The organism is Escherichia sp. E3659 (assembly GCF_005781135.1).
Classification (GTDB): domain Bacteria; phylum Pseudomonadota; class Gammaproteobacteria; order Enterobacterales; family Enterobacteriaceae; genus Escherichia.
The window spans coordinates 229162-254946 of the sequence record NZ_VATQ01000002.1 but is presented as its reverse complement, the minus strand read 5'-3'; the positions used below and the strand labels follow the sequence as shown (position 1 = coordinate 254946).

23 protein-coding genes are annotated in these 25785 nt (G+C 48.0%); 14 read left to right on the top strand and 9 right to left on the bottom strand.

Annotated features, from left to right (window positions below):
* Window positions 1-98 precede the first annotated feature (98 nt).
* From FEK47_RS01920 to yeaG, 3 genes are all read right to left on the bottom strand, one after another.
* Window positions 99-1442: a GGDEF domain-containing protein gene (locus FEK47_RS01920; RefSeq protein ID WP_135487673.1), complete on the bottom strand. Its 1344-nt coding sequence runs from the start codon at window positions 1440-1442 to the stop codon at window positions 99-101.
* A gap of 277 nt (window positions 1443-1719) precedes the next feature.
* The gene (locus tag FEK47_RS01915) at window positions 1720-3003 is read right to left on the bottom strand and encodes a YeaH/YhbH family protein (protein WP_135487674.1); all 1284 of its coding nucleotides are present in this window, start codon (window positions 3001-3003) and stop codon (window positions 1720-1722) included.
* A 111-nt stretch (window positions 3004-3114) separates the two neighbouring features.
* A complete protein-coding gene (gene yeaG / locus FEK47_RS01910) occupies window positions 3115-5049 on the bottom strand; it encodes a protein kinase YeaG (protein WP_064529211.1) in 1935 nt (644 codons plus the stop codon).
* Window positions 5050-5484: 435 nt separating this feature from the next.
* On the opposite strand from yeaG, the gene mipA reads away from it, so the two are divergent.
* Both mipA and FEK47_RS01900 read left to right on the top strand, forming a co-directional pair.
* Entirely contained in the window at window positions 5485-6231 is a 747-nt protein-coding gene (gene mipA / locus FEK47_RS01905) for a scaffolding protein MipA (protein WP_130223469.1), read from the top strand.
* An 88-nt stretch (window positions 6232-6319) separates the two neighbouring features.
* Window positions 6320-7174 (top strand): aldo/keto reductase, encoded by an 855-nt coding sequence (locus FEK47_RS01900; protein ID WP_135487675.1) that lies wholly within the window; start codon window positions 6320-6322, stop codon window positions 7172-7174.
* A gap of 48 nt (window positions 7175-7222) precedes the next feature.
* On the opposite strand, the gene FEK47_RS01895 is transcribed toward FEK47_RS01900, so the two are convergent.
* Window positions 7223-8107 (bottom strand): D-hexose-6-phosphate mutarotase, encoded by an 885-nt coding sequence (locus tag FEK47_RS01895; RefSeq protein WP_135487676.1) that lies wholly within the window; start codon window positions 8105-8107, stop codon window positions 7223-7225.
* Window positions 8108-8190: 83 nt separating this feature from the next.
* The gene (gapA, locus tag FEK47_RS01890) at window positions 8191-9186 is read right to left on the bottom strand and encodes a glyceraldehyde-3-phosphate dehydrogenase (protein ID WP_000153502.1); all 996 of its coding nucleotides are present in this window, start codon (window positions 9184-9186) and stop codon (window positions 8191-8193) included.
* Window positions 9187-9527: 341 nt separating this feature from the next.
* Here gapA and msrB point away from each other — a divergent pair, with 341 nt between their 5' ends.
* From msrB to FEK47_RS01840, 10 genes are all read left to right on the top strand, one after another.
* Window positions 9528-9941: a peptide-methionine (R)-S-oxide reductase MsrB gene (gene msrB / locus FEK47_RS01885; RefSeq protein ID WP_135487677.1), complete on the top strand. Its 414-nt coding sequence runs from the start codon at window positions 9528-9530 to the stop codon at window positions 9939-9941.
* A gap of 41 nt (window positions 9942-9982) precedes the next feature.
* Complete coding sequence (locus tag FEK47_RS01880) at window positions 9983-10255, top strand: YeaC family protein (RefSeq protein ID WP_130208380.1); 273 nt, start codon at window positions 9983-9985, stop codon at window positions 10253-10255.
* A 360-nt stretch (window positions 10256-10615) separates the two neighbouring features.
* Entirely contained in the window at window positions 10616-11692 is a 1077-nt protein-coding gene (locus FEK47_RS01875) for a zinc-binding dehydrogenase (protein ID WP_135487678.1), read from the top strand.
* Window positions 11693-11718: 26 nt separating this feature from the next.
* Window positions 11719-13098 carry an MFS transporter gene (locus FEK47_RS01870; RefSeq protein ID WP_138183080.1) on the top strand — a complete coding sequence of 460 codons (1380 nt, stop codon included), beginning with the start codon at window positions 11719-11721 and terminating at the stop codon, window positions 13096-13098.
* Window positions 13099-13113: 15 nt separating this feature from the next.
* Window positions 13114-14157 (top strand): NAD(P)-dependent alcohol dehydrogenase, encoded by a 1044-nt coding sequence (locus FEK47_RS01865; RefSeq protein WP_135405802.1) that lies wholly within the window; start codon window positions 13114-13116, stop codon window positions 14155-14157.
* A gap of 20 nt (window positions 14158-14177) precedes the next feature.
* The gene (locus FEK47_RS01860) at window positions 14178-15014 is read left to right on the top strand and encodes a ketose-bisphosphate aldolase (RefSeq protein WP_130223455.1); all 837 of its coding nucleotides are present in this window, start codon (window positions 14178-14180) and stop codon (window positions 15012-15014) included.
* Between the two features lie 4 nt (window positions 15015-15018).
* Window positions 15019-15966, top strand: a complete 948-nt coding sequence (locus tag FEK47_RS01855) for a sugar kinase (protein ID WP_135487679.1) — start codon at window positions 15019-15021, stop codon at window positions 15964-15966.
* Between the two features lie 9 nt (window positions 15967-15975).
* Window positions 15976-16956: an NADH-dependent methylglyoxal reductase gene (ydjG, locus tag FEK47_RS01850; protein ID WP_135487680.1), complete on the top strand. Its 981-nt coding sequence runs from the start codon at window positions 15976-15978 to the stop codon at window positions 16954-16956.
* A 135-nt stretch (window positions 16957-17091) separates the two neighbouring features.
* Entirely contained in the window at window positions 17092-17850 is a 759-nt protein-coding gene (locus FEK47_RS01845; RefSeq protein ID WP_130218813.1) for a DeoR/GlpR family DNA-binding transcription regulator, read from the top strand.
* A 119-nt stretch (window positions 17851-17969) separates the two neighbouring features.
* Window positions 17970-19328: an MFS transporter gene (locus FEK47_RS01840; protein WP_135487681.1), complete on the top strand. Its 1359-nt coding sequence runs from the start codon at window positions 17970-17972 to the stop codon at window positions 19326-19328.
* A 101-nt stretch (window positions 19329-19429) separates the two neighbouring features.
* Here the strand turns inward: FEK47_RS01840 and pncA are convergent, their stop codons facing one another.
* The 4 genes from pncA to sppA form a co-directional block, all read right to left on the bottom strand.
* On the bottom strand, window positions 19430-20071 hold the full coding sequence (gene pncA, locus FEK47_RS01835; protein ID WP_135487682.1) for a bifunctional nicotinamidase/pyrazinamidase: 642 nt from the start codon (window positions 20069-20071) through the stop codon (window positions 19430-19432).
* A gap of 10 nt (window positions 20072-20081) precedes the next feature.
* Window positions 20082-21098, bottom strand: coding sequence for an asparaginase (ansA, locus tag FEK47_RS01830; protein ID WP_130218819.1), 1017 nt, complete (start codon window positions 21096-21098; stop codon window positions 20082-20084).
* A gap of 131 nt (window positions 21099-21229) precedes the next feature.
* Entirely contained in the window at window positions 21230-21940 is a 711-nt protein-coding gene (locus FEK47_RS01825) for an SIMPL domain-containing protein (RefSeq protein WP_130208358.1), read from the bottom strand.
* A gap of 115 nt (window positions 21941-22055) precedes the next feature.
* Window positions 22056-23912 carry a signal peptide peptidase SppA gene (gene sppA / locus FEK47_RS01820; RefSeq protein ID WP_138183079.1) on the bottom strand — a complete coding sequence of 619 codons (1857 nt, stop codon included), beginning with the start codon at window positions 23910-23912 and terminating at the stop codon, window positions 22056-22058.
* A gap of 161 nt (window positions 23913-24073) precedes the next feature.
* Here sppA and FEK47_RS01815 point away from each other — a divergent pair, with 161 nt between their 5' ends.
* Together FEK47_RS01815 and selD are read left to right on the top strand one after the other, a co-directional pair.
* A complete protein-coding gene (locus tag FEK47_RS01815; RefSeq protein ID WP_135487683.1) occupies window positions 24074-24625 on the top strand; it encodes an NAD(P)H nitroreductase in 552 nt (183 codons plus the stop codon).
* A gap of 116 nt (window positions 24626-24741) precedes the next feature.
* Window positions 24742-25785, top strand: a complete 1044-nt coding sequence (selD, locus tag FEK47_RS01810) for a selenide, water dikinase SelD (protein WP_001295485.1) — start codon at window positions 24742-24744, stop codon at window positions 25783-25785.

Here is a 25785-nt window from a genome sequence, read left to right as displayed (position 1 = left end):
CTCATCTCTGTGCCGTTGGGGAGAAGAAATTTAGTGGTATCAGGAATTAATTGTATGCGAAAGCCATGCAAAATGCATGGCTGTGAATATTTTTGCACTCAAAGACGATGAATAATCACTTTGTTGCCCCTCTCGCTTTTCGCTTCACGTAAGGCTTTATCTGCTTCTGTCATGACAAGCGAAATATTACGCGTATCGCCAGTGGAAAAAACACTGCCAATACTGATGGTCATTGGTTCAGGAACATTATACCTGTTACTAAAGCCGGTCAGGAGTTCGACATTTTTACGTATGCGTTCAGCAATGATTTTTGCCTGGGCAGCATTGAGTTCGGTAAATAGCAGACCAAATACTTCCCCCTCAAGACGGGCTAAAATGTCATCGGGGCGGATACTTTGCTGGATAATATCGACAATTGAAACCAGCACTTTATCGCCCACATGATGTCCCCATTGGTCATTGATGCGTTTGAACTGGTTAATATCTACCAGCATGATACAAAAATCCTTCACAACAGGTTGCATCAATAATGATTCTACGCTGTTGAAAAAGTAACGGCGATTATAAATATTGGTCAACACATCATGAACCGCCAGTTTGCTGGAGAGTTGCAGCTCCTGAAAAATGTTATAAATCAGAAAAGCTACAACAAACAGTTTGCTGGAAACTTCAATGCCACGACTGATGTACCAGATGGTGTAGTTATATTCATCCAGAGTTAGCAAAAGTAAGTTACAGCAGAGCGATGCTAGGCATAATAACGCTATTGACGGCCAAAGTTCGCTTGCTAATCGTGTGCGCATGATAATAAAGAACAGCAAACATGCCCACAGGCAAACCAAAATTTTTGTGTAGTTAATTCCCCAGCTCGCAGAATTGTTATCCGGACAGTAATCTACGACGTATAAGGAATAGTCAGGATTATAACTGCTCAGGTTGTGTGCCAGTAAGGGAAACAACATGAAAGGTATCAGCGCCAACAACAGGATGCAGGTTTTTTTCTTGTTGTTCGTTAGAATACTGTTTCGGTCATAACAGAAGAGAGCTAACGCTGTTAAGCAAATGAAACTTAGCTGGCGAAACAGATATAATATGGAAACATCATTTGATTTAGCCTGAATAAGTGTGCTGTCACTGATAGGTTTATGAATAATGACAATGGTTTCAGTTAAATAGAAAATACCACTTAAAAAAGCAAGGCTTAAAATGAGTGTTGGAAAAATTTCACGGTTAGTGAAATATTTCATTAGCATGAATAGAAAAATGACGGCGTTAAGGAAAAACAAAGCCACAACAACCATCAGGTAATTCATCTGCGGGATGAGTTTTACATTGGTGTTTTCGTTATATAAGGTGGTGATGCAAAATAAAATCAATGTCAGTAGCAAACTGAAAATAAAAAAGCTTTGTGCTTTTAGCTTTTGTGTACACATAGAAATCATAAAAAGGAGAGCAGTGTGAGTGCTGATTTTATTGATGGTCGAGATATGTGGTTTTGATCATGATCAATTTTCGTTATTGCTAAAAAATAATTAAAGAATAACCCCGGGAAAAAACGAGTTAATCAAATCATTTTTCCGAATGATTGTTTTCTGGAACTAAATTGTGTAAAGGTTGCGCTGTTATATTTAAAGCAATTGTAAGCTAACGTATGTAATAAATTAAATAATTTACAGTAAGCTAAAAATCAGCCAGGTAATAATGACCTGGCTGATGGTACTAGTCTTTAGCAGTTGCGTTTTGCTTATGAAACAGTTCGCGGAATACCGGATAAATATCATCCTGATCGCGGATATGCTGCATCGCAAAGTTTTCGAAAGTAGATTGCAGGTGCTCATATTCTCGCCACAATGTCTGATGAGCACGACGGGTAATTTCGATATAGCTGTAATAACGAACAACTGGCAGTAATTTCTTCGCCAGAATCTCATGGCACAGCGGAGAATCATCAGCCCAGTTGTCGCCGTCCGATGCTTGTGCAGCATAGATATTCCACTGCGCAGGGTTATAACGATCTTTTACCACATCATCCATCAGTTTCAGCGCGCTGGAAACAATGGTGCCGCCCGTTTCCTGTGAGTAGAAAAACTCATGTTCATCAACTTCTTTTGCCTGGGTATGATGGCGAATGTAAACGACTTCCACGTTCTTGTATGTTCTGCTCAGGAACAGATACAGAAGTATATAAAAACGTTTGGCCATATCTTTGGTGGATTGATCCATCGAGCCAGAAACGTCCATCAGGCAGAACATTACTGCCTGGCTGGAGGGATCGGGCCGTTTCTCGTAATTTTTGTAGCGTAAATCGAAAGTGTCGATGAAAGGAACACGTTCAATTTTAGCTCGAAGTTCAGCAATTTCTTTGCGCAAGCGTTCCTCTTCCAGCAGTTGCGCAGGTTCAGTATTGCTGATTATCGCTAAGTCTTCTTCCAGCGCGTGCAGTTCCCGCCGCTTGCCCGCGGTCATCGCGGTACGTCGTGCCAGTGAATTTTGCAATGAACGTACCACGCTAATGTTGGCCGGAACGCCATTTGCGGTATAACCCGCACGATGCGTTTTAAATTCGGTCAACTGGCGTTGCTGGTTTTGTTTCAGATTTGGTAAGGCCAAATCTTCAAACAGCAGATCGAGATACTCATCTTTCGAAATCTGAAAGACGAATTCATCCTGACCTTCACCGTCCTGGCTGGCCTGGCCCTGACCGCTACCAGAACCACCGCCGCCGCCTTGAGGCCGCTCAATACGGTCGTTCTGTACGAAATGGTCGTTGCCCGGATGAACGCGATGGCGCAAGCCGCCACGCCCCTGATGAAACATTGGTTCGCTGATATCTTCCGTTGGAATGGAAACAGACTCGCCGCTGTCGACATCGGTCACCGAACGCTTATTAATGGCCTCGGAGATCGACTGTTTAATTTGCGCTTTATAACGGCGTAAAAAACGCTGGCGATTCACCATGCTTTTATTTTTGCCGTTCAGACGCCGGTCAATAAACCAGGTCATATGCCCCCCGTACTGCATTTGCCAACTGTATGCTACGCCTGTGTTGCCGCCTGTCTGGCCCACGGTTCGCTGTCGTTGTAGGCCCGGCGCATGCGCACCGGGCCGTAGTTGTTAAGACGATTTACGTACGCGCAAATACCATTCGCACAGTAAACGCACCTGTTTACGGGTGTAGCCTTTTTCCATCATACGGTCGACAAAATCGTCGTGTTTCTTCTGCTCGTCGGTTGAGGTTTTGGCGTTAAACGAAATGACCGGCAACAACTCTTCGGTATTGGAGAACATTTTCTTCTCAATGACCGTGCGCAGTTTTTCGTAACTGGTCCAGTTCGGATTGCGTCCGCTGTTATTCGCTCTGGCACGCAGTACAAAGTTGACGATCTCGTTACGGAAATCTTTCGGATTGCTGATCCCCGCCGGTTTTTCTATTTTTTCCAGCTCGGCGTTCAGTGACTCGCGATCAAACAATTGACCAGTATCCGGGTCGCGATACTCCTGGTCCTGAATCCAGAAATCCGCATAAGTGACATAACGGTCGAAAATGTTCTGCCCATATTCAGAATAGGATTCAAGGTAGGCCGTCTGGATCTCTTTGCCGATAAACTCGGCATATTTCGGGATCAGATAACCTTTCAGGAACTCCAGATAGCGTTCGGCCTGCTCTTGCGGGAACTGCTCGCGTTCAATCTGCTGTTCAAGAACGTAGAACAGATGAACCGGGTTAGCCGCAACTTCCACGTGATCGAAGTTGAACACGCGGGAGAGGATCTTAAACGCGAAACGCGTAGACAGACCGTTCATCCCTTCATCGACGCCCGCGTAATCACGATATTCCTGATATGACTTGGCTTTCGGGTCGGTATCTTTCAGGCTTTCGCCATCATAAACGCGCATCTTCGAATAAATGCTGGAGTTTTCTGGCTCTTTCAGGCGCGAAAGAATGGAAAAACGTGACAATGTTTCCAGCGTGCCTGGCGCGCATGGCGCGTGAGTCAATTCACTATGATTAAGTAATTTCTCGTAGATTTTGATCTCTTCGGAAATACGCAAGCAATACGGCACCTTCACGATATAGACACGGTCGAGGAAGGCTTCGTTGTTTTTATTATTACGGAAAGTCACCCATTCAGATTCGTTCGAGTGGGCGAGAATAATCCCGTTGAACGGCAGGGCGGAGATACCTTCCGTCCCGTTGTAGTTACCTTCCTGAGTGGCGGTTAACAGGGGATGCAGCACTTTAATCGGTGCTTTGAACATCTCAACAAATTCCATGATCCCCTGGTTGGCGCGGCACAGCGCCCCGGAATAGCCGTAGGCATCCGGATCGTTCTGGGCGTGGTGTTCAAGTTTACGAATATCCACTTTCCCCACCAGCGCGGAAATATCCTGGTTGTTCTCATCGCCCGGTTCCGTTTTGGCAATGGCAATCTGTTGCAAAATAGACGGCCACACTTTGACCACGCGAAATTTAGTGATGTCGCCACCAAATTCATGCAGACGTTTTGCCGCCCACGGCGACATAATGGTGCCAAGGTAGCGGCGTGGAATGCCGTACTCTTTTTCAAGGATCTGCGCATCTTCTTGTGGATTGAACAGGCAGAACGGATGATCGTTAACCGGGCTTCGCTCACCGTTGGCGCTCAATACATAAATAGGCACGCGTTGCATTAATGATTTCAGTCGTTCAGCAAGTGACGACTTACCCCCACCCACAGGCCCCAGCAGATACAGGATTTGTTTCTTCTCTTCCAGCCCCTGAGCCGCGTGTTTCAGATAAGAGACAATCTGTTCAATCGCGTCTTCCATGCCGTAAAACTCTTCAAATGCCGGATAACGTGCGATGACCCGGTTAGAAAAGAGTCGAGAAAGTCTGGGCTCCTGGGCTGTATCGACCATGACAGGCTCACCAATAGCCATCAATAGCCGCTCTGCCGCGTTGGCATAAGCACTGCGATCTTGCCGACAAATGGTAAGAAACTCCTGCAGTGTGAACTCTTCGTCCTTGGCAGCTTCATATCGCTGGCGATAGTGATCGAATATATTCATGGTATGCCGTCCTTTCGTTTTTTAGCACAGGTTAAGAGCCGTTCATATGAATAGTAGAGGCTCCCGGAAGAGGTAAACTGAACGACGTCTCTTGCTAAAACACAGCAACTCTCATGCCATCCTGCCGACCATGAGAACAACGTGCCCGGTGATACACCTTCAAAATTAAGCGTAGATGGCAATTGAGAAACTTGCCTGCACGGCTTTCTGAATTTCAATGGCATATCAACAACTCATCCATAAAAATTGCATAACTAATGTAAAGAATAATGCCGCCAGAAACGCAGAATTCATTCAGCTGTAAGCACTGCGTCATCAGCGTCAGGAAAATTAAACAGTTACCTTTTGAAATGAAAACGTAAAAAGTTTGGGTTTCGTTGTATTGACGGGTAAACTTTGTCGCCCGCTAAACATTTGTTTAAGGAATAATTAATTGTGACCAAACTCAAACTTCTGGCACTTGGAGTGCTTATCGCAACGTCTGCAGGCGTAGCACACGCTGAAGGTAATTTTTCCCTGGGCGCAGGCGTAGGTGTCGTTGAACACCCTTATAAAGATTACGATACCGATGTTTACCCAGTACCGGTAATCAACTACGAAGGCGATAACTTCTGGTTCCGTGGCTTAGGTGGTGGTTACTACCTGTGGAATGATGCAACGGATAAACTCTCAATTACCGCTTACTGGTCGCCGCTCTACTTCAAAGCCAAAGACAGTGGCGATCACCAAATGCGTCACCTGGATGACCGTAAGAGCACCATGATGGCTGGTCTGTCTTACGCTCACTTTACCCAGTATGGTTACCTGCGTACCACCCTGGCTGGCGATACCCTGGATAACAGCAACGGCATTGTCTGGGATATGGCCTGGTTGTATCGTTACACCAACGGTGGCCTGACCGTGACCCCGGGGATCGGTGTGCAGTGGAACAGCGAAAACCAGAACGAATACTATTATGGCGTATCGCGTAAAGAGTCCGCTCGCAGCGGTCTGCGTGGCTATAACCCGAATGACAGCTGGAGCCCGTATCTGGAGCTGAGTGCCAGCTACAACTTCCTCGGCGACTGGAACGTTTATGGCTCCGCGCGCTATACCCGCCTGTCTGACGAAGTTACTGACAGCCCGATGGTGGATAAATCCTGGACTGGCCTGATTTCTACCGGGATCACCTACAAATTCTGATAATGCATCTTTCCAGGGCATTTTGTGCATAAAAACAGGGCGTAATGCCCTGTTTTGCATTACGGTGGTGCAAAACTGGGAGGAAGCGATGCAACAGAAAACGATTCAATTTAGTGGCGATGTCTCACTGTCAGCCATAGGGCAGGGAACATGGTATATGGGCGAAGAGGTCAGCCAGCGTAAAATCGAAGTTGATGCACTGCGTGCGGGCATTGATCTTGGTTTAACTCTCATTGATACCGCCGAAATGTATGCCGATGGCGGTGCCGAAAAGGTGGTTGGTGAAGCATTATCCGGCCTGCGTGATAAGGTTTTCCTCGTTTCCAAAGTCTATCCGTGGAATGCCGGCGGGCAAAAAGCCATTAACGCTTGCGAAGCCAGTTTACGTCGTCTCAATACCGATTATCTCGATCTCTACTTATTGCACTGGTCTGGCAGTTTCGCTTTTGAAGAGACTGTTGCGGCAATGGAAAAACTGATCGCCCAGGGCAAAATTCGTCGCTGGGGCGTTTCTAATCTTGATTATGCCGACATGCAGGAACTCTGGCAGGTGCCAGGGGGAAATCAGTGCGCTACCAATCAGGTGCTTTATCATCTCGGTTCGCGCGGTATTGAATATGATCTGCTACCCTGGTGTCAGCAACAACATATGCCAGTGATGGCATACAGTCCGTTGGCGCAGGCCGGGCGCTTACGTAATGGCTTGCTAAAAAACGCAGTGGTCAACGAAATAGCTCATGCTCACAATGCCACTGCCGCGCAAGTTTTGCTGGCGTGGGTGATCAGCCATCAGGGCGTGATGGCGATTCCGAAAGCGGCAACTGTCGCACATGTCCAACAAAATGCGGCAGTGTTGGAATTGACGCTTTCAGGGGAAGAACTGACGATGCTGGAAAAAGCGTATCCGGCACCAAAAGGAAAAACTGCACTGGATATGGTGTGATTTGCTGCAAGGCCGGATGCATGCATCCGGCACAGTAACTCACGCAAATTAACGTTTGGCAACGCGAATGGATTGCGCCAGATGTGAAGGTTTCTCTTTGGTGACTTTTTGAGTTTCTGAGGCGTAAGCTGTTTCTACACAAACAAATGTTTTGTAGCCATCATCCGGCATATCGCCCATGCTGACTGAAAGCGCCGGTCCTGGGTTCCAGCCAACGACGTTCAGATGATGCTGGTGGCCTACGGTGACAATACGATTCAACGCCTCGTCATTAATCACACTGCAATCCTGCGCATTCAGATACACGCGATCGGTACGGTCAGGGAAGGTCTGAGTACCGTCGGTCAGTACATCTTCTTTCGCGTCATTTACTTTATCAATGAAGCGATCGCCCAGTCCGCTGACGCTTACCTTAGCAATATCACCCACGTTAAAGTAGGTATGTAGGGCAGAGGTGGTTTCAAATTCGCCATGTGATTCAAGATCGATTTCACAGGTTTTACCCACGCGGAAATGCGCTAACAGCGTAAAGTCGTGCGGCCAGAATTTTTTCGTCTCTTCGCTTTGTGTCAATTCGAAAGTCAGCGCCACGCCATCGGCATCTTCACGATGTGATTTCAGCGTCCACGGCAGGTTACGGGCAAAACCGTGCGCAGGCAGACCTTGTTGTGCAGCCGGACCAAACCACGGCCAGCAAACCGGTACGCCACCGCGAATGGCGACACCATTTTTAAACGGGGTATTGTTGCTCAACCACAGAACTTCTTCCTCACCCGCAGGTTTCCACGAGAGAAGATGAGCGCCCTGTAATGCAAAAGAGGCTTTTACCTGGGGATGATCGACCACAATAAGGTCCAGTTCATCCAGTTTACGACGGGAGAGGACAGGGGTAATTTGTTCGATGACCGGAAGGGCAAAAATTTTCTTAATCATGACGCAGTCCTTTAACTTCATTTCATCAGGTAAAAAAAAGAGCGACCGAAGTCGCTCTTTATAGATCACAGTATCATCTCAACTTATTTGGAGATGTGAGCGATCAGGTCCAGAACTTTGTTGGAGTAACCGGTTTCGTTGTCGTACCAGGATACCAGTTTCACGAAGTTGTCGTTCAGAGCGATACCAGCTTTAGCATCGAACACGGAAGTGCAAACTTCGCCGTTGAAATCGGTAGATACTACGTCATCTTCGGTGTAGCCCAGAACGCCTTTCATTTCGCCTTCAGCAGCAGCTTTAACGGCAGCTTTGATCTGCTCGTAAGTTGCAGCTTTTTCCAGACGAACGGTCAGGTCAACTACGGATACGTTCGGGGTCGGAACGCGGAACGCCATACCAGTCAGTTTGCCATTCAGTTCTGGCAGTACTTTACCTACAGCTTTAGCAGCACCGGTAGAGGACGGGATGATGTTCTGGGAAGCGCCACGGCCGCCGCGCCAGTCTTTGTGAGACGGGCCGTCAACGGTTTTCTGAGTAGCGGTGGTAGCGTGAACGGTGGTCATCAGACCTTCGATGATACCGAAGTTATCGTTGATAACTTTAGCCAGCGGAGCCAGGCAGTTGGTGGTGCAGGAAGCGTTGGAAACGATGTCCTGGCCAGCATATTTGTCGAAGTTAGCGCCTTTAACGAACATCGGAGTGTTGTCTTTAGACGGACCAGTCATAACCACTTTTTTCGCACCAGCGGTGATGTGTTTACGAGCAGTTTCGTCAGTCAGGAACAGACCAGTTGCTTCAGCGACAACGTCAACACCAACTTCGTCCCATTTCAGGTTAGCCGGATCACGTTCAGCGGTAACACGGATTTTTTTACCGTTAACGATCAGATGACCGTCTTTCACTTCAACGGTACCGTCGAAACGGCCGTGAGTGGAGTCATATTTCAGCATGTATGCCATGTAATCAGCGTCTAACAGGTCGTTGATTGCAACGATCTCGATGTCAGAACGTTTCTGAGCAGCACGGAAAACAATGCGACCGATACGGCCAAAACCGTTGATACCTACTTTGATAGTCATATATTCCACCAGCTATTTGTTAGTGAATAAAAGGTTGCCTGTAAAATTACAAAAACCTTACGCAGCGTCAAGCGGAATCGTGTCAATCATTGCGACAAATCAATCCTCTGCCTAAGCATTACGCGACTGACTTGCCTCACTCTTCCTTTGTGCCTGAAACCACATGAGGGCGGCGCCGAGAATTTTAAAGGGCAATTATGATAAAAATGTGATTTTCATCACGATTTAGGCGCTGCCATTTCGCTGAGATCAAGTTTAGGACAAATTTTTGCCAGTTGGTGTTAATGTTTTGTTAGAATTGGTCGCGTGATGTGAGCGTGATTAAAGTGAGATGTGAGCAAATGGCTAACAAACCTTCGGCAGACGAAATGAAAAACAAATTGTCCGAGATGCAGTTTTACGTGACACAGAATCACGGGACGGAGCCGCCATTTACTGGCCGTTTACTGCACAATAAGCGCGACGGCGTTTACCACTGTTTGATCTGCGATGCCCCTCTGTTTCACTCCCAGTCTAAATATGATTCAGGTTGTGGCTGGCCGAGCTTTTACGAACCGGTGAGTGAAGATTCAATTCGTTATATCAAAGACTTGTCACATGGAATGCAGCGCATTGAGATTCGTTGCGGTAACTGTGATGCCCATCTTGGCCATGTCTTTCCTGATGGGCCGCAGCCCACAGGCGAACGTTATTGTGTTAACTCAGCCTCTTTACGTTTCACTGATGGTGAAAATGGCGAAGAAATCAACGGTTGAAAAAACGATTCAGCAACTTATTCCACAGGAGCGGAAAAATCATGAATCTTGATGAAATGATCAACAGCATGACGCCTGAGGTTTACCAGCGTTTATCGACCGCTGTTGAACTGGGGAAATGGCCAGATGGCGTTGCGCTGACCGAACAACAAAAAGAGAACTGCCTGCAACTGGTTATGCTGTGGCAAGCACGAAACAATACCGACGCGCAGCATATGACCATCGACACCAACGGTCAGATGGTGATGAAGAGCAAGCAGCAACTGAAAGAAGATTTTGGTATTACGGCGAAGCCAATTGCTATGTTTAAGTGATGGAGTTATCCCCTTTACCGGTAATTAATAAAGGGGATTGCCTGAAATTAATTGTCCAACCCCTCGTCGATTTCATTTGTAGCTTTAAACCTTTCCGGAGCTTCACGTCTGTATTAACCCCCTGAATTTTTCATCCCTGAATCCTTTCTTTCGTTAAGTAGGGATCACTGCTGAATTTCCCTCTTTTGCGTACCGCCTTCCATCAATCTGTAACCCATTCTCAGGTTTTCTGCGTATTTGTGATCTAAGTTGTAAATCGCAGATCATTATCTGTGTTTTAAAGATTTAATGTTGACCTCAAAAATCATGTGGGTAAGTATGATGGTCATCTAAGCAAAACAAAACACAGAGGATGACGCAATGAAAGCACTGGCTCGGTTTGGCAAGGCCTTTGGCGGCTACAAGATGATTGATGTCCCACGGCCCGTTTGTGGCCCGGAAGATGTGGTGATTGAAATTAAAGCCGCAGCTATCTGTGGTGCAGACATGAAACACTACAACGTTGATAGCGGTTCAGATGAGTTTAACTCGATTCGTGGCCATGAATTTGCTGGCCGAATTGCGCAGGTTGGCGAAAAAGTCAAAGACTGGAAAGTGGGGCAGCGCGTCGTCTCTGATAACAGTGGTCATGTTTGCGGCGTTTGTCCTGCCTGTGAACAAGGTGATTTTCTGTGTTGTAAAGAAAAAGTGAATCTTGGTCTGGATAACAATACCTGGGGCGGTGGCTTTTCCAAATATTGTCTGGTTCCTGGCGAAATCCTCAAAATTCATCGCCATGCGCTGTGGGAAATTCCCGATGGCGTCGATTATGAGGACGCAGCCGTACTTGACCCTATCTGTAATGCCTACAAATCCATCGCGCAGCAATCGAAATTCCTTCCTGGTCAGGATGTGGTCGTCATCGGCACTGGCCCGCTCGGGCTGTTCTCTGTACAAATGGCGCGGATTATGGGGGCGGTAAATATCGTCGTCGTTGGTCTGCAAGAAGATGTGGCGGTCCGCTTCCCGGTTGCAAAAGAACTGGGGGCGACGGCAGTAGTAAATGGTTCTACCGAAGATGTGGTGGAGCGCTGCCAGCAAATTTGTGGCAAAGACAATCTCGGACTGGTGATTGAATGCTCCGGTGCCAATATCGCACTGAAACAAGCCATCGAAATGCTGCGCCCGAATGGGGAAGTGGTACGCGTTGGAATGGGCTTCAAACCTCTTGATTTCTCGATTAATGACATTACCGCATGGAACAAAAGCATCATTGGGCATATGGCCTATGACTCCACCTCCTGGCGTAACGCTATCCGGCTATTAGCCAGCGGCGCTATCAACGTCAAACCGATGATCACGCATCGTATCGGCCTTTCGCAATGGCACGAAGGGTTTGATGCGATGGTCGATAAAACCGCAATCAAAGTGATTATGACTTACGACTTTGATGAATAACTACTCTCCTGAAGGAACGTTATCGCATGGAACAGATAACAAAACCGCATTGCGGCGCCCGGCTGGATCGTTTACCGGATTGTCGCTGGCATTCATCAATGTTTGCCGTCGTCGCTTTTGGCTTGCTTGTCTGCTGGAGTAATGCCGTAGGAGGCTTGATTCTCGCGCAGTTAAAAGCGTTGGGCTGGACAGATAACTCCACCACCGCCACCTTCTCGGCAATTACGACCGCCGGAATGTTTCTCGGTGCGCTGGTGGGCGGCATTATCGGAGACAAAACCGGACGCAGAAACGCGTTCATCCTCTATGAGGCCATTCATATTGTCTCTATGGTTATTGGCGCTTTCTCGCCAAATATGGATTTCTTGATTGCCTGCCGCTTTGTGATGGGGGTCGGGCTGGGGGCATTACTGGTTACTCTGTTTGCCGGCTTCACCGAATATATGCCCGGTAGAAATCGTGGAACGTGGTCCAGTCGGGTTTCATTTATTGGCAACTGGTCATATCCGCTCTGTTCATTGATTGCGATGGGACTTACACCGCTAATTAGTGCCGAGTGGAACTGGCGGGTACAACTGCTCATTCCCGCAATATTGTCGCTTATCGCTACCGCGCTGGCCTGGCGTTACTTTCCTGAATCACCGCGCTGGCTGGAATCGCGCGGACGGTATCAGGAAGCAGAACAAGTCATGCGGAACATTGAAGAAGGGGTCATTCGCCAGACGGGTAAACCCTTACCGCCAGTGGTTATTGCTGATGACGGTAAAGCGCCACAAGCGGTGCCTTATTCTGCCTTACTGACGGGAGTATTACTGAGACGGGTTATTTTAGGCTCTTGTGTACTTATTGCCATGAACGTTGTGCAGTACACGTTAATTAACTGGTTGCCAACGATATTCATGACCCAGGGAATTAATTTAAAAGACTCCATTGTCTTAAATACTATGAGTATGTTTGGCGCGCCGTTTGGCATTTTTATTGCCATGCTGGTGATGGATAAAATTCCGCGCAAAACAATGGGTGTTGGGCTGTTAATTCTGATTGCGGTGCTCGGATATATCTATTCACTGCAAACCCGTATGTTGCTCATAACGTTGATTGGTTTCTTCCTGATTACTTTCGTCTATATGTACGTTTGCTATGCCTCGGCAGTGTATGTACCTGAAATCTGGCCGACAGAAGCCAAATTGCGTGGCTCGGGCCTGGCGAATGCAGTAGGGCGGATCAGTGGTATTGCCGCACCTTATGCCGTCGCAGTGTTACTAAGCAGCTATGGTGTTACTGGGGTATTTATCCTGCTTGGCGCTGTTTCAATTATTGTTGCAATTGCTATCGCCACCATTGGAATTGAAACCAAAGGTGTCTCGGTTGAAAGTCTAAGTATTGAAGCTGTGACTAATAAATAATTTTTAGGGGGAGAAATGAAAAATTCAAAAGCAATATTACAAGTACCTGGCACCATGAAAATTATTGCTGCAGATATACCCGTACCCAAAGAAGATGAAGTGCTGATTAAAGTGGAATATGTCGGTATTTGCGGTTCAGATGTACATGGTTTTGAATCAGGGCCGTTTATTCCACCTAAAGACCCAAATCAGGAAATTGGTCTGGGCCATGAATGTGCGGGGACGATTGTGGCTGTGGGAAGCCGCGTGCGTAAATTTAAACCAGGGGATCGGGTAAATATCGAACCTGGCGTTCCTTGTGGCCACTGCCGTTACTGCCTGGAAGGCAAATACAACATTTGCCCGGATGTCGATTTTATGGCGACGCAACCGAACTACCGTGGTGCATTAACGCACTATCTGTGTCATCCGGAGAGCTTTACTTACAAACTGCCTGACAACATGGACACGATGGAAGGGGCGCTGGTGGAGCCTGCGGCGGTCGGGATGCACGCCGCCATGCTGGCAGATGTTAAACCTGGCAAAAAGATTGTCATTCTGGGCGCGGGATGTATTGGATTAATGACTTTGCAAGCCTGCAAGTGCCTCGGGGCAACGGAAATTGCCGTGGTCGATGTGCTGGAAAAACGTCTGGCAATGGCGGAACAGCTTGGCGCGGCAATGGTCATCAATGGCGCTAAACAAGACACTATTGCGTGCTGTCAGCAATTTACCGAAGACATGGGTGCAGATATTGTTTTTGAAACAGCGGGTTCTGCGGTAACGGTAAAACAAGCTCCCTATTTGGTGATGCGCGGTGGAAAAATTATGATTGTCGGCACAGTACCCGGCGATTCGGCCATCAACTTTCTCAAAATCAATCGCGAAGTCACCATCCAGACGGTTTTCCGCTATGCCAACCGTTATCCGGTCACGATTGAAGCTATTTCATCAGGGCGATTCGATGTGAAATCGATGGTAACGCATATTTACGATTACCAGGATGTACAACAGGCATTTGAAGAGTCGGTTAACAACAAACGCGACATTATTAAAGGCGTTATTAAACTTAGCGATTAATTACTACGGGAGAACGGAATATGCTAGCAGATATCAGATTTTGGGAAAACGATGCCACTAATAAACATTATGCAATTGCCCATTTTAACGTATGGAATGCTGAAATGTTAATGGGTGTTATCGACGCAGCAGAAGAAGCAAAATCACCGGTTATTATTTCCTTTGGTACGGGATTTGTCGGAAATACCTCATTCGAAGATTTCTCGCATATGATGGTATCGATGGCACAAAAAGCAACGGTACCGGTAATTACCCACTGGGATCATGGCCGGAGTATGGAAATTATCCATAACGCCTGGACTCATGGAATGAACTCCTTAATGCGCGATGCATCCGCGTTTGATTTCGAAGAAAATATTCGTTTAACCAAAGAGGCTGTTGATTTCTTCCATCCGCTGGGTATTCCGGTAGAGGCGGAATTAGGGCATGTCGGTAATGAAACCGTTTATGAGGAAGCGCTGGCGGGCTATCACTATACCGATCCTGACCAGGCCGCAGAATTTGTTGAACGCACGGGCTGTGACTCATTGGCTGTCGCCATTGGCAACCAGCATGGGGTTTACACGTCAGAGCCACAATTGAACTTTGAGGTCGTCAAACGCGTGCGCGATGCCGTTTCTGTTCCGCTGGTTTTACATGGCGCATCGGGGATCAGTGATGCTGACATTAAAACTGCAATTTCGTTGGGTATCGCGAAAATCAACATTCATACGGAACTGTGTCAGGCCGCAATGGTGGCAGTGAAAGAAAACCAGGATCAGCCTTTCCTGCATTTAGAGCGTGAAGTGCGTAAAGCCGTAAAAGAACGGGCATTGGAAAAAATTAAACTGTTTGGTTCTGATGGCAAAGCGGAATGATGATATGGATAATCTCGATGTTATTTGTATAGGTGCCGCTATTGTTGATATTCCATTACAACCGGTCAGTAAAAATATCTTTGATGTAGATTCTTATCCTCTTGAAAGAATCGCAATGACCACCGGGGGCGATGCAATAAATGAAGCAACAATTATTTCTCGTTTAGGTCATCGTACGACATTAATGAGCCGCATTGGTAAAGATGCCGCAGGGCAATTTATTCTCGACCATTGTCGCAAAGAGAATATTGATATTCAAAGCCTGAAACAGGATATCACCATAGATACATCTATTAACGTTGGACTGGTGACGGAGGATGGCGAGCGGACGTTTGTCACGAACCGTAACGGCAGTCTGTGGAAATTGAATATTGACGATGTTGATTTTGCGCGGTTTCCTCAGGCGAAATTATTATCACTGGCCAGTATTTTCAACAGTCCTCTATTGGATGGTAAAGCGCTAACAGAAATTTTTACGCAAGCGAAAGCCCGGCAGATGATCATTTGTGCCGATATGATCAAACCGCGGTTGAATGAAACGCTGGATGATATTTGCGAAGCATTGAGTTATGTCGATTATCTGTTTCCAAATTTTGCTGAGGCAAAATTACTCACAGGGAAAGATACGTTGGATGAAATTGCTGACTGCTTTCTTGAGTGCGGTGTAAAAACGGTAGTAATTAAGACGGGTAAAAACGGCTGTTACATCAAGCGTGGTGAAATGACGATGACGGTACCAGCAGTAGCGGGAATTACGGCCATCGACACCATTGGCGCGGGCGATAACTTTGCTTCAGGTTTTATTGCGGCACTGCTGGAAGGTAAAGAACTGCGTGAATGCGCGCGCTTTGCCAATGCAACGGCAGCTATATCGGTACTGAGTGTTGGTGCCACCAGCGGTGTGAAAAACAGAAAGCTGGTCGAACAATTGCTGGAAGAATATGAAGGGTAATGAAGGCAAATGAAAATGATACCTTTAGGCACAACGGATATAACGCTTTCTCGGATGGGGTTGGGGACATGGGCCATTGGCGGTGGCCCTGCATGGAATGGCGATCTCGATCGGCAAATTTGTATTGATACGATTATTGAAGCTCATCGTTGCGGGATTAACCTGATTGATACTGCACCAGGATATAACTTTGGGAATAGTGAAGTTATTGTCGGGCAGGCGTTAAAACAATTGCCTCGCGAACAAATTGTCGTCGAAACGAAATGCGGTATTGTCTGGGAACGAGAAGGCAGTTTATTCAACAAAGTCGGCGATCGTCAGTTGTACAAAAACCTCTCTCCTGAATCTATCCGCGAAGAAGTCGATGCCAGCTTGCAACGTCTCGGCATTGACTACATCGATATTTACATGACGCACTGGCAGTCGGTGCCGCCTTGTTTTACGCCGATTGCAGAAACCGTAGCAGTACTTAATGAACTGAAGGCTGAGGGGAAGATTCGTTCGATAGGCGCTGCTAATGTCGAAGCTGACCATATACGCGAATATCTGCGATATGGTGAGCTGGATATTATTCAGGCGAAATATAGCATCCTCGATCGGGCAATGGAAAACGAACTGCTGCCGCTATGTCAGGATAACGGCATTGTGGCTCAGGTCTATTCACCGTTAGAGCAGGGACTGCTGACAGGTACCATCACTCGCGATTATATTCCGGGCGGAGCACGGGCAAATAAAGTTTGGTTCCAGCGTGAAAACATGCTCAAAGTGATTGATATGCTTGAACAGTGGCGGCCACTTTGTGCGCGTTATCAGTGCACAATTCCTACTCTGGCACTGGCGTGGATATTAAAACAGAGTGATTTAATCTCCATTCTTAGTGGAGCAACCGCGCCGGAACAGGTACGGGAAAACGTGGCGGCACTGAATATCAACTTATCGGATGCTGATGCAATATTGATGAGGGGAATGGCAGAGGCCCTGGGGCGTTAACTACCCCACACGATCCACCTCTGTTTCTTTGAAAACTGTGATGAAAATCTGTGATTCAAACAGGTTATTTTGAAAGTAAACATCGCTTATGCGATAATCGCGCTAATGTGATGTAAAAGAGACAGGGGTGTAATCGTGGCGGCAAAAGACAGGATTCAGGCAATTAAACAGATGGTTGCCAACGATAAAAAAGTAACGGTTTCGAATTTGAGCTCGATTTTTCAGGTAACCGAAGAAACCATTCGCCGCGATCTTGAGAAGCTGGAAGATGAAGGCTTTTTGACCAGAACTTATGGTGGCGCTGTTTTAAATACAGCGATGTTGACGGAAAATATTCATTTTTATAAGCGCGCTTCGTCGTTTTATGAAGAGAAGCAGCTTATTGCTCGCAAGGCACTACCCTTTATCGACAATAAAACGACGATGGCAGCCGATTCCAGTAGTACCGTTATGGAATTGCTCAAATTGTTACAGGACCGTAGTGACCTGACGTTGCTGACAAACTCGGCGGAAGCCATTCATGTTCTGGCTCAGTCAGAAATTAAAGTTGTTTCAACCGGTGGGGAACTGAACAAAAACACGCTTTCTCTGCAAGGACGAATTACTAAAGAGATCATCAGTCGTTATCACGTCGATATTATGGTGATGAGTTGTAAAGGTCTTGATATTAACAGTGGCGCGCTGGACTCGAACGAAGCTGAAGCTGAAATCAAAAAGACAATGATCCGCCAGGCGGCAGAAGTCGCGTTATTAGTCGATCACTCCAAGTTTGATCGCAAAGCTTTTGTCCAGTTAGCTGACTTTAGTCATATTAATTACATAATAACTGATAAATCACCGGGTGCAGAATGGGAAGAATTTTGCAAAGACAATAATATCCAGCTGGTGTGGTAGCTTAAACACACGTTGTCAATGTTATTTGTTCCAGCGCCTGTGAAATAAAATGATGATAAAAATGCGGCAAGTAAATTTGCCGCAATTGCTACCTTTTTTAGCAAAATTCGAGGCACCAAATGGAACAATATGATCAAATTGGCGCAAGACTGGACCGCTTGCCTTTGGCCCGGTTTCATTATCGTATATTTGGAATTATAAGTTTTAGTCTGTTATTAACGGGGTTTTTGAGTTACTCCGGTAATGTCGTCTTAGCAAAGCTGGTAAGCAATGGATGGTCAAATAATTTCCTCAATGCTGCTTTTACGTCGGCATTGATGTTTGGTTATTTCCTCGGTTCGCTTGCAGGCGGATTCATTGGTGATTACTGTGGACGGCGCCGGGCATTCCGCATAAACCTTCTGATTGTCGGTATTGCGGCGACAGGCGCTTCTTTCGTCCCTGATATGTACTGGCTCATCTTCTTTCGCTTCCTGATGGGGACAGGAATGGGGGCGCTGATTATGGTTGGCTATGCTTCATTTACTGAGTTTATTCCCGCTCTGGTTCGTGGAAAATGGTCCGCGCGACTCTCATTTGTCGGCAACTGGTCGCCCATGTTGTCTGCGGCGATTGGCGTTGTCGTTATCGCTTTCTTCAGTTGGCGCATAATGTTTCTACTGGGCGGCGTTGGGATAATATTAGCATGGTTACTTTCTGGTAAATATTTTATTGAGTCGCCTCGTTGGCTGGCGGGTATTGGACAATTCACGGGAGCAGAGAGGCAACTTCGTGAAGTAGAGCAGCAAATCGAAAAAGAGAAGGGTATTCATCTACCACCACTTGCTTTGAGGCAAAGCGAAAGTCGGAGTCATGAAATCAGTGGTACTTTTTGGTTGCTATTTAAAGGCGAGATGTTGCGGCGCACGTTAGTCGCGATTACGGTTTTAATTGCGATGAACATTTCACTTTATACCATTACCGTATGGATACCGACCATATTTGTTAACTCTGGTATTGATGTTGATAAATCGATATTAATGACCGCTGTTATTATGATTGGTGCTCCGGTTGGAATATTTATAGCTGCGTTAGTTATTGATCACTTTCCTCGCCGATTATTTGGCTCGTCTTTGCTAATAATTATTGCTGTGTTGGGATATATATATTCAATACAAACTACAGAATGGGCTATTTTAGGCTATGGCCTGGTGATGATCTTCTTTCTTTATATGTATGTTTGTTTCGCGTCGGCGGTGTATATCCCGGAACTTTGGCCAACCCATTTACGCCTGCGCGGCTCGGGATTTGTTAATGCAGTAGGACGAATCGTCGCGGTCTTCACTCCTTATGGCGTCGCGGCGTTATTAACGCATTATGGTTCGATAACGGTCTTTATGGTGCTTGGTGTCATGTTGGTGTTATGTGCGCTGGTCCTCTCCATTTTTGGCATCGAAACGCGGAAGGTGTCGCTGGAACGAATTTCTGGTGTGAATTGAATCTTCGCTGATTGTGTCAATTGCCAGATGCAACGCTGGTGTGTTTATCTGGCCTACGATGTAATTAAGGAATTGTAGGCCAGAGATGGATCTGACTAATTTTATCCCTGCGTCTCTTCCCAGTCTGCCAGCGTGTACAATGTTGCCCCGGCAACTGACATCTCCATAAACGCGTGCGCACTGTCCTGCGGCTGGATATTCACGCCACGACAGCCATCGGTAATCACGTTCACCTTATAACCTAACTGTAATGCGTCCAGGACGGTAAACTTCACGCAATAGTCCGTAGCCAGCCCCATAACGATCAATTCATTGATTTCATGGTCGCGCAACCAACCATCGAGCTCGGTTTTCTGCCGCCGCCCGTTATCAAAAAAGGCACTGTAACTGTCAACTAAAGGATTTTCGCCTTTATGAAACACGGCATCAATCGACTTTTGCGCCAGCAGAGGGTGCAACGCCGCACCTTCGCTGTGTTGCACACAGTGATCGGGCCAGAAGGTTTGCGGTAGGCCATCGAGCTGACCCTGTGTATAAGGCTCTACACCTTGCTGGCTGGCGAAGCTGCCGTGATTGGCCGGATGCCAGTCCTGACTAGCGACGACCGCTTCACCGCGCGCTTTGCACCAGCTTATCAGGGCATTAGCAACATCAACCGTGCTATCGCCTTCGGCAACAGCCAGCGCACCGCCAGCGCAGAAATCATTTTGTAAATCGACCAGTAACAGAGCGCGTTGGGGCATTACAGTCTCCTTAATCATCCGGCGTCAGTTCGCCGCGCAGGTTTTGGCTCATGGCCTTGCGAATGGTTTCGGTATCCAGTCCCTGGCTGAGCAGGTAGTGCAGTTTGGTTAGCGTGGCTTCTACGGTCATATCCGCACCGCCAATAACACCGGCATGGGCGAGGGCGTTACCGGTGGCATAACCGCCCATATTCACTTTACCGGACATGCATTGTGTCAGGTTAACCACCACAATTCCGCGATCGCTGGCTTCTTGTAATTCTTGCAGGAATGCTTTGTTTTGCGGCGCATTACCCACGCCATAAGATCGCAGAATCAACGCTTTAACCGGTTGACGCAGGAAGTTACGTACGACGTCAGCAGAAATCCCCGGATAAATCGTCACTACGCCGATCGGCTGTGGTGTAATCGGATGAACGATCAGCTCACCAGTGCCGTGCGGGGCGGGTGGTGTATTTAAACGGCGAATATGAATACCCGCTTCCAGTAACGGCGGAAGATTTGGTGACGCGAAGGCATCAAAACCATCGGCATGAGCTTTGGTGGTGCGGTTGCCGCGATACAGGCGATTATTAAAAAAGAGTGTGACTTCGTTGATGGGATAGTTCGCCGCAACGTACAACGCATTCAGCAAATTGATTTGTCCGTCAGAGCGTAACTCGGCTAATGGGATTTGTGACCCTGTCACAATAACCGGTTTTCCGAGGTTCTCCAGCATGAACGACAGCGCAGAGGCGGTATACGCCATCGTGTCGGTGCCGTGCAGAATGACAAAACCATCATAGTCGTCATAGTGCGCTTTAATATCTTCAGCAATATGCTGCCAGTCCTCTGGCGTCATATCAGAAGAATCCATCAGCGGCGTGTATTCATGAATGGTGAAATCCGGCATCTCCGGGCGATGGAACTCTGGCATCAGCGCCAGCTGGCGTTGTAGATGGCCCGACACCGGAATATATCCCTGCTCGGAACGCTGCATCCCGATGGTCCCGCCCGTGTAGGCAACGTAAATTGATTTCTTTTGCATGATATTGATATGAATGATACCGAAAGAGCAAAAGTATATACGTGAGGGGCAGCGAGCGCACCTGGATACTCTGTGGATATGAGAAAAGTCCGGCGGAACAGAGGGATTAGCGTTCCGCCGGAGAAAAATGGTTAATCCTGCAACGCATAGGTTACGGTCGTGACTACGCGCACCGTTTTGTTAATCGCCGAGGGATCATCTTCGTCACTGCCACTGGCGAAGATCTGGAATACGCCTTGTGACGCATCGCTAATGGACCCCACCTGACTACCTGAATCCGTCGCAAACTGTAATGCTGCGTTGCGTGCGTCTTTCGTTGCGGCAGCAATCATCTCCGCGCGAACTGCGCCAATACCATTAAAGCGATAGGCGATTTTGCTATCAGCGATCGCGCCATCTGTGGCGATTTGCAGGTCGTTTAGTTTCGCGACGACTTTTTCGACAGCAGCAACGTTATGCGTTTTTATCGTAACAGACCCGTCAGCGTTATAGCGTGGCATCGTCGGATCATCTTTGAGGTAAAAGGCATCCGTTCGCTTACTTGTCCATTGACCCACGTTGATCTCTTTGTCGTTAATCCCCTGAGCGTGGAATTCGGCAACAATCTTTTTCTGCGCATCTTCAAGTTTCGGGAACAGTTCGCCAGGAACATTACCCTTAAAGTTGATAGCAATTGTTAATTCAGCCGTATCTGCGCGAACTTCTTTTTCTGAAAGCCCCCGCACGTTCACATAACGGTTGTTGGTTTTTAGATGTTTAACACCATCGCCAACAAAATAACCACAGGCGCTGATCCCCAGTCCGAGGACAATAGCGGCAATTAAAGAGGGTGCCTTATTCACTGATGACTCCATATCAGATGCTAAATGAGCAAGGGAATGTAGTGGAGAGAGGGAGTGAAAGACAGTCCGGTTCAGGAGTGTGGCCGACAGCATATCGGCCACATATTTGCAGGAATTAACGCACGTTGGCGCAGGTCAGGCAAAACGCGTAACGGTTTTGCGGATCGTTAAAGGCCGCCAGCTTGTCGCTTTCGCTTTTAACGGTTGAAGCGACCGAGGCCAGCGGCGCAGGCAGCATGGCCTGGAGCGTATCTGGCAGCATCGCCCGTACTGAACCTGACATGTTGTCCATCACCTTGTCGAAGAAGGTCGGTTCATCGACGTAATATTCCAGATGCCATTGTTTCAGTTTTGCCAGTTCAGCCGCTTTGGCAACTGCATCATCGAAATCACCGAGACTATCGACCAGCCCATTCGCTTTTGCATCCTGACCGGTCCAGACATGGCCCTGGGCGATTTTATCAATCTGCTCTGGCGTCGAATTACGCGAATCAGCAACCAGCGTGATAAAGCGTTTATAGCCGTTCTCAATGCTCAATTGCATCATCTGCTGCACTTCTGGCGGCAGTGATTTAGTGATGGAAACATCTGCCAACGGTGATGTAGACACGCCATCGGTATGTACACCAATCGAATCCAGGCTGTTTTCTACAGTGGTGATCACGCCGAAGATACCGATAGAACCGGTCAGGGTGCTCGGGTTAGCCACAATGTAATTGGCCGGCGTGGAAATCCAGTAACCACCGGATGCCGCCATACCGCCCATTGACACAACCACAGGCTTGCCAGCGGCTCTGGCGGCTGCCAGTTCAGCGCGAATCACTTCAGAAGCCGTTACGCTTCCGCCAGGGCTGTTTACGCGCAGAACGATCGCTTTCACTTTCGGATCAAGGCGAGCGTCACGGATTTGTGCCGCAGTCGTATCGCCGCCAACATTCCCCTGAGTTTCTTCGCCATCCATAATCGCGCCATTAGCGAAGACGACACCGATGCTATCGCCGGTATCAGCCGGAGTTTTCAGTGCGTAATCGTAATAACTGATGGCGCGATAATTTTTATCAGCCTTGCTCCAGCCAAACTCTTTAGTCAGGGCTTTTTCAATTTCGGCATTCGTTGCCAGCGCGTCGACCAGTTTGTTGTCCAGCGCGTACTTCGCAGTATCGCCGCCCGTTTTGGTTAAGCCAGCAAGTAGCCCTTGCGCCCCAGGGAATACCTGCTGGGCAGAGATCTGGCGGTTAGCGGCAACGGTGTTGAGATAGTTTTGCCACAGTTCGCCAATCCAACGGCTATCGGCTTCGCGAGCCGCCGGGGACATATCATCACGAATAAACGGTTCAACGGCAGATTTATACGTACCCACGCGGAATACATGGGTGGAAACTTTCAGCTTATCCAGCAACGATTTGTAGTACAGACCGTTGGTGGCAAAACCGTGCAGATCAACCGCGCCTTGCGGGGACAGCCAAATTTTGTTGGCGAAACTTGCGAGATAATATTGCCCCTGGCTGTAGTTCTCGCCAATGGCATAAACCGGTTTACCGCTGTCACGAAACTCTTTCAGGGCTTTGCCGATGTACTGCATAGACGGTTGGTCGCCGCCCGCAAAATCTTTCAAATCCATCACGATACCGGTGATATTCCGGTCATCTTTAGCCTGGCGAATCGTGTTCACGATATCAAACAGTGAATTTTCCTGCAGACGATCGGAACTGGCGCCAAGCAGCTGGCGGCTTAACTTACTAAACCGCTGCGAACTGTCGGGCTTATCGACGATCACGCCTGAAATATCGAGCAGTAATGCGCCACGACCGGCGGTTTCTTTGGTATCGCTACTACTGACCTGCATCCAGATCCCCACGCCAACCAGCACGAGGAAAATAAAGAACAGGTTAAGTACCATTTCACGGACAAAATTGAGCAGACGCCACGTCCATTTAAAAAATCCGGCAATAAATCGCCAAAGGGTTCGCATGTATTCTCCCAGACTAAAGGTCACACCTGTTGCAGGTGCAATAGATGTGGTTATCGTAATGACCCAACCGGCACTTGTCAGCAGGAATCGCGGACTGTGCTGTAACAAAATCCACTCTCGTGTTAATTTTGTGAATAAACATCATGACAGGAGTTAATCAAATGGATGCACTCGAACTATTGATCAACCGCCGCAGCGCCTCACGTCTGGCTGAACCTGCTCCGACTGGCGAACAACTGCAAAATATCCTGCGTGCCGGAATGCGTGCACCGGACCATAAGTCCATGCAACCGTGGCATTTTTTTGTGATTGAAGGGGAAGGCCGCGAACGTTTCAGTACCGTGCTGCAACAGGGTGAAATTGCTGCGGGTAGTGATGATAAAGCTATCGACAAAGCCCGTAATGCCCCGTTCCGTGCGCCGCTCATCATCACCGTGGTGGCGAAATGTGAAGAAAATCATAAAGTCCCGCGTTGGGAGCAGGAGATGTCTGCGGGTTGCGCGGTTATGGCGATGCAAATGGCGGCGGTTGCCCAGGGCTTTGGCGGCATCTGGCGCAGTGGCGCATTAACCGAAAGTCCGGTGGTGCGCGAGGCGTTCGGTTGTCGGGAGCAGGATAAAATTGTCGGCTTTCTCTATCTCGGCACGCCGCAATTGAAAGCGTCAACGTCGATTAACGTTCCGGATCCGACGCCGTTTGTGACTTATTTTTGATAATTTTCGCAAAACTGTCTGGATTATGAGCAAAGGCGCAGGAATTCAGACACTCTCACTTATCACTTCACGGAATGAAGGTTACCATACCCGGATTGCATTGACAGGAGATGTCCATGAGCGAGAACTCGATTCGTTTGACCCAATACAGCCACGGAGCAGGTTGCGGCTGTAAAATTTCCCCAAAAGTGTTGGAAACCATTCTGCACAGCGAGCAGGCGAAGTTTGTTGATCCGAATTTGCTCGTGGGAAACGAAACCCGCGACGATGCGGCAGTATACGATCTTGGTAATGGCACCAGTGTCATCAGCACCACCGATTTCTTTATGCCGATCGTTGATAATCCTTTCGATTTTGGCCGCATTGCGGCGACTAATGCTATCAGCGATATCTTCGCGATGGGCGGCAAACCGATTATGGCCATTGCGATCCTTGGCTGGCCGATTAACAAACTTTCCCCGGAAATTGCCCGCGAAGTGACCGAAGGTGGCCGCTATGCGTGCCGTCAGGCGGGTATTGCGCTGGCTGGCGGTCACTCCATCGACGCGCCGGAGCCGATTTTTGGTCTGGCGGTGACGGGGATCGTACCGACCGAGCGAGTGAAGAAAAACAGTACCGCACAAGCCGGATGCAAACTGTTCCTGACGAAACCGCTGGGAATTGGCGTTCTTACCACGGCTGAGAAAAAATCACTGCTCAAGCCAGAACATCAGGGGCTGGCGACGGAAGTGATGTGCCGGATGAATATCGCAGGTGCGTCATTTGCCAACATTGAAGGCGTAAAAGCGATGACCGACGTCACCGGTTTTGGTCTGCTGGGCCACTTGAGCGAAATGTGTCAGGGCGCAGGTGTGCAGGCGCGCGTTGACTATGAAGCGATCCCGAAACTGCCGGGCGTGGAAGAGTACATTAAACTGGGCGCTGTGCCGGGTGGCACCGAACGCAACTTTGCCAGCTACGGCCATTTGATGGGCGAAATGCCGCGTGAAGTACGCGATCTGTTGTGCGATCCGCAAACTTCTGGTGGTCTGCTGCTGGCGGTTATGCCGGAAGCAGAAAATGAAGTCAAAGCTACCGCAGCCGAGTTTGGCATTGAACTGACGGCGATTGGCGAACTGGTGCCAGCGCGCGGCGGTCGTGCCATGGTTGAGATCCGTTAA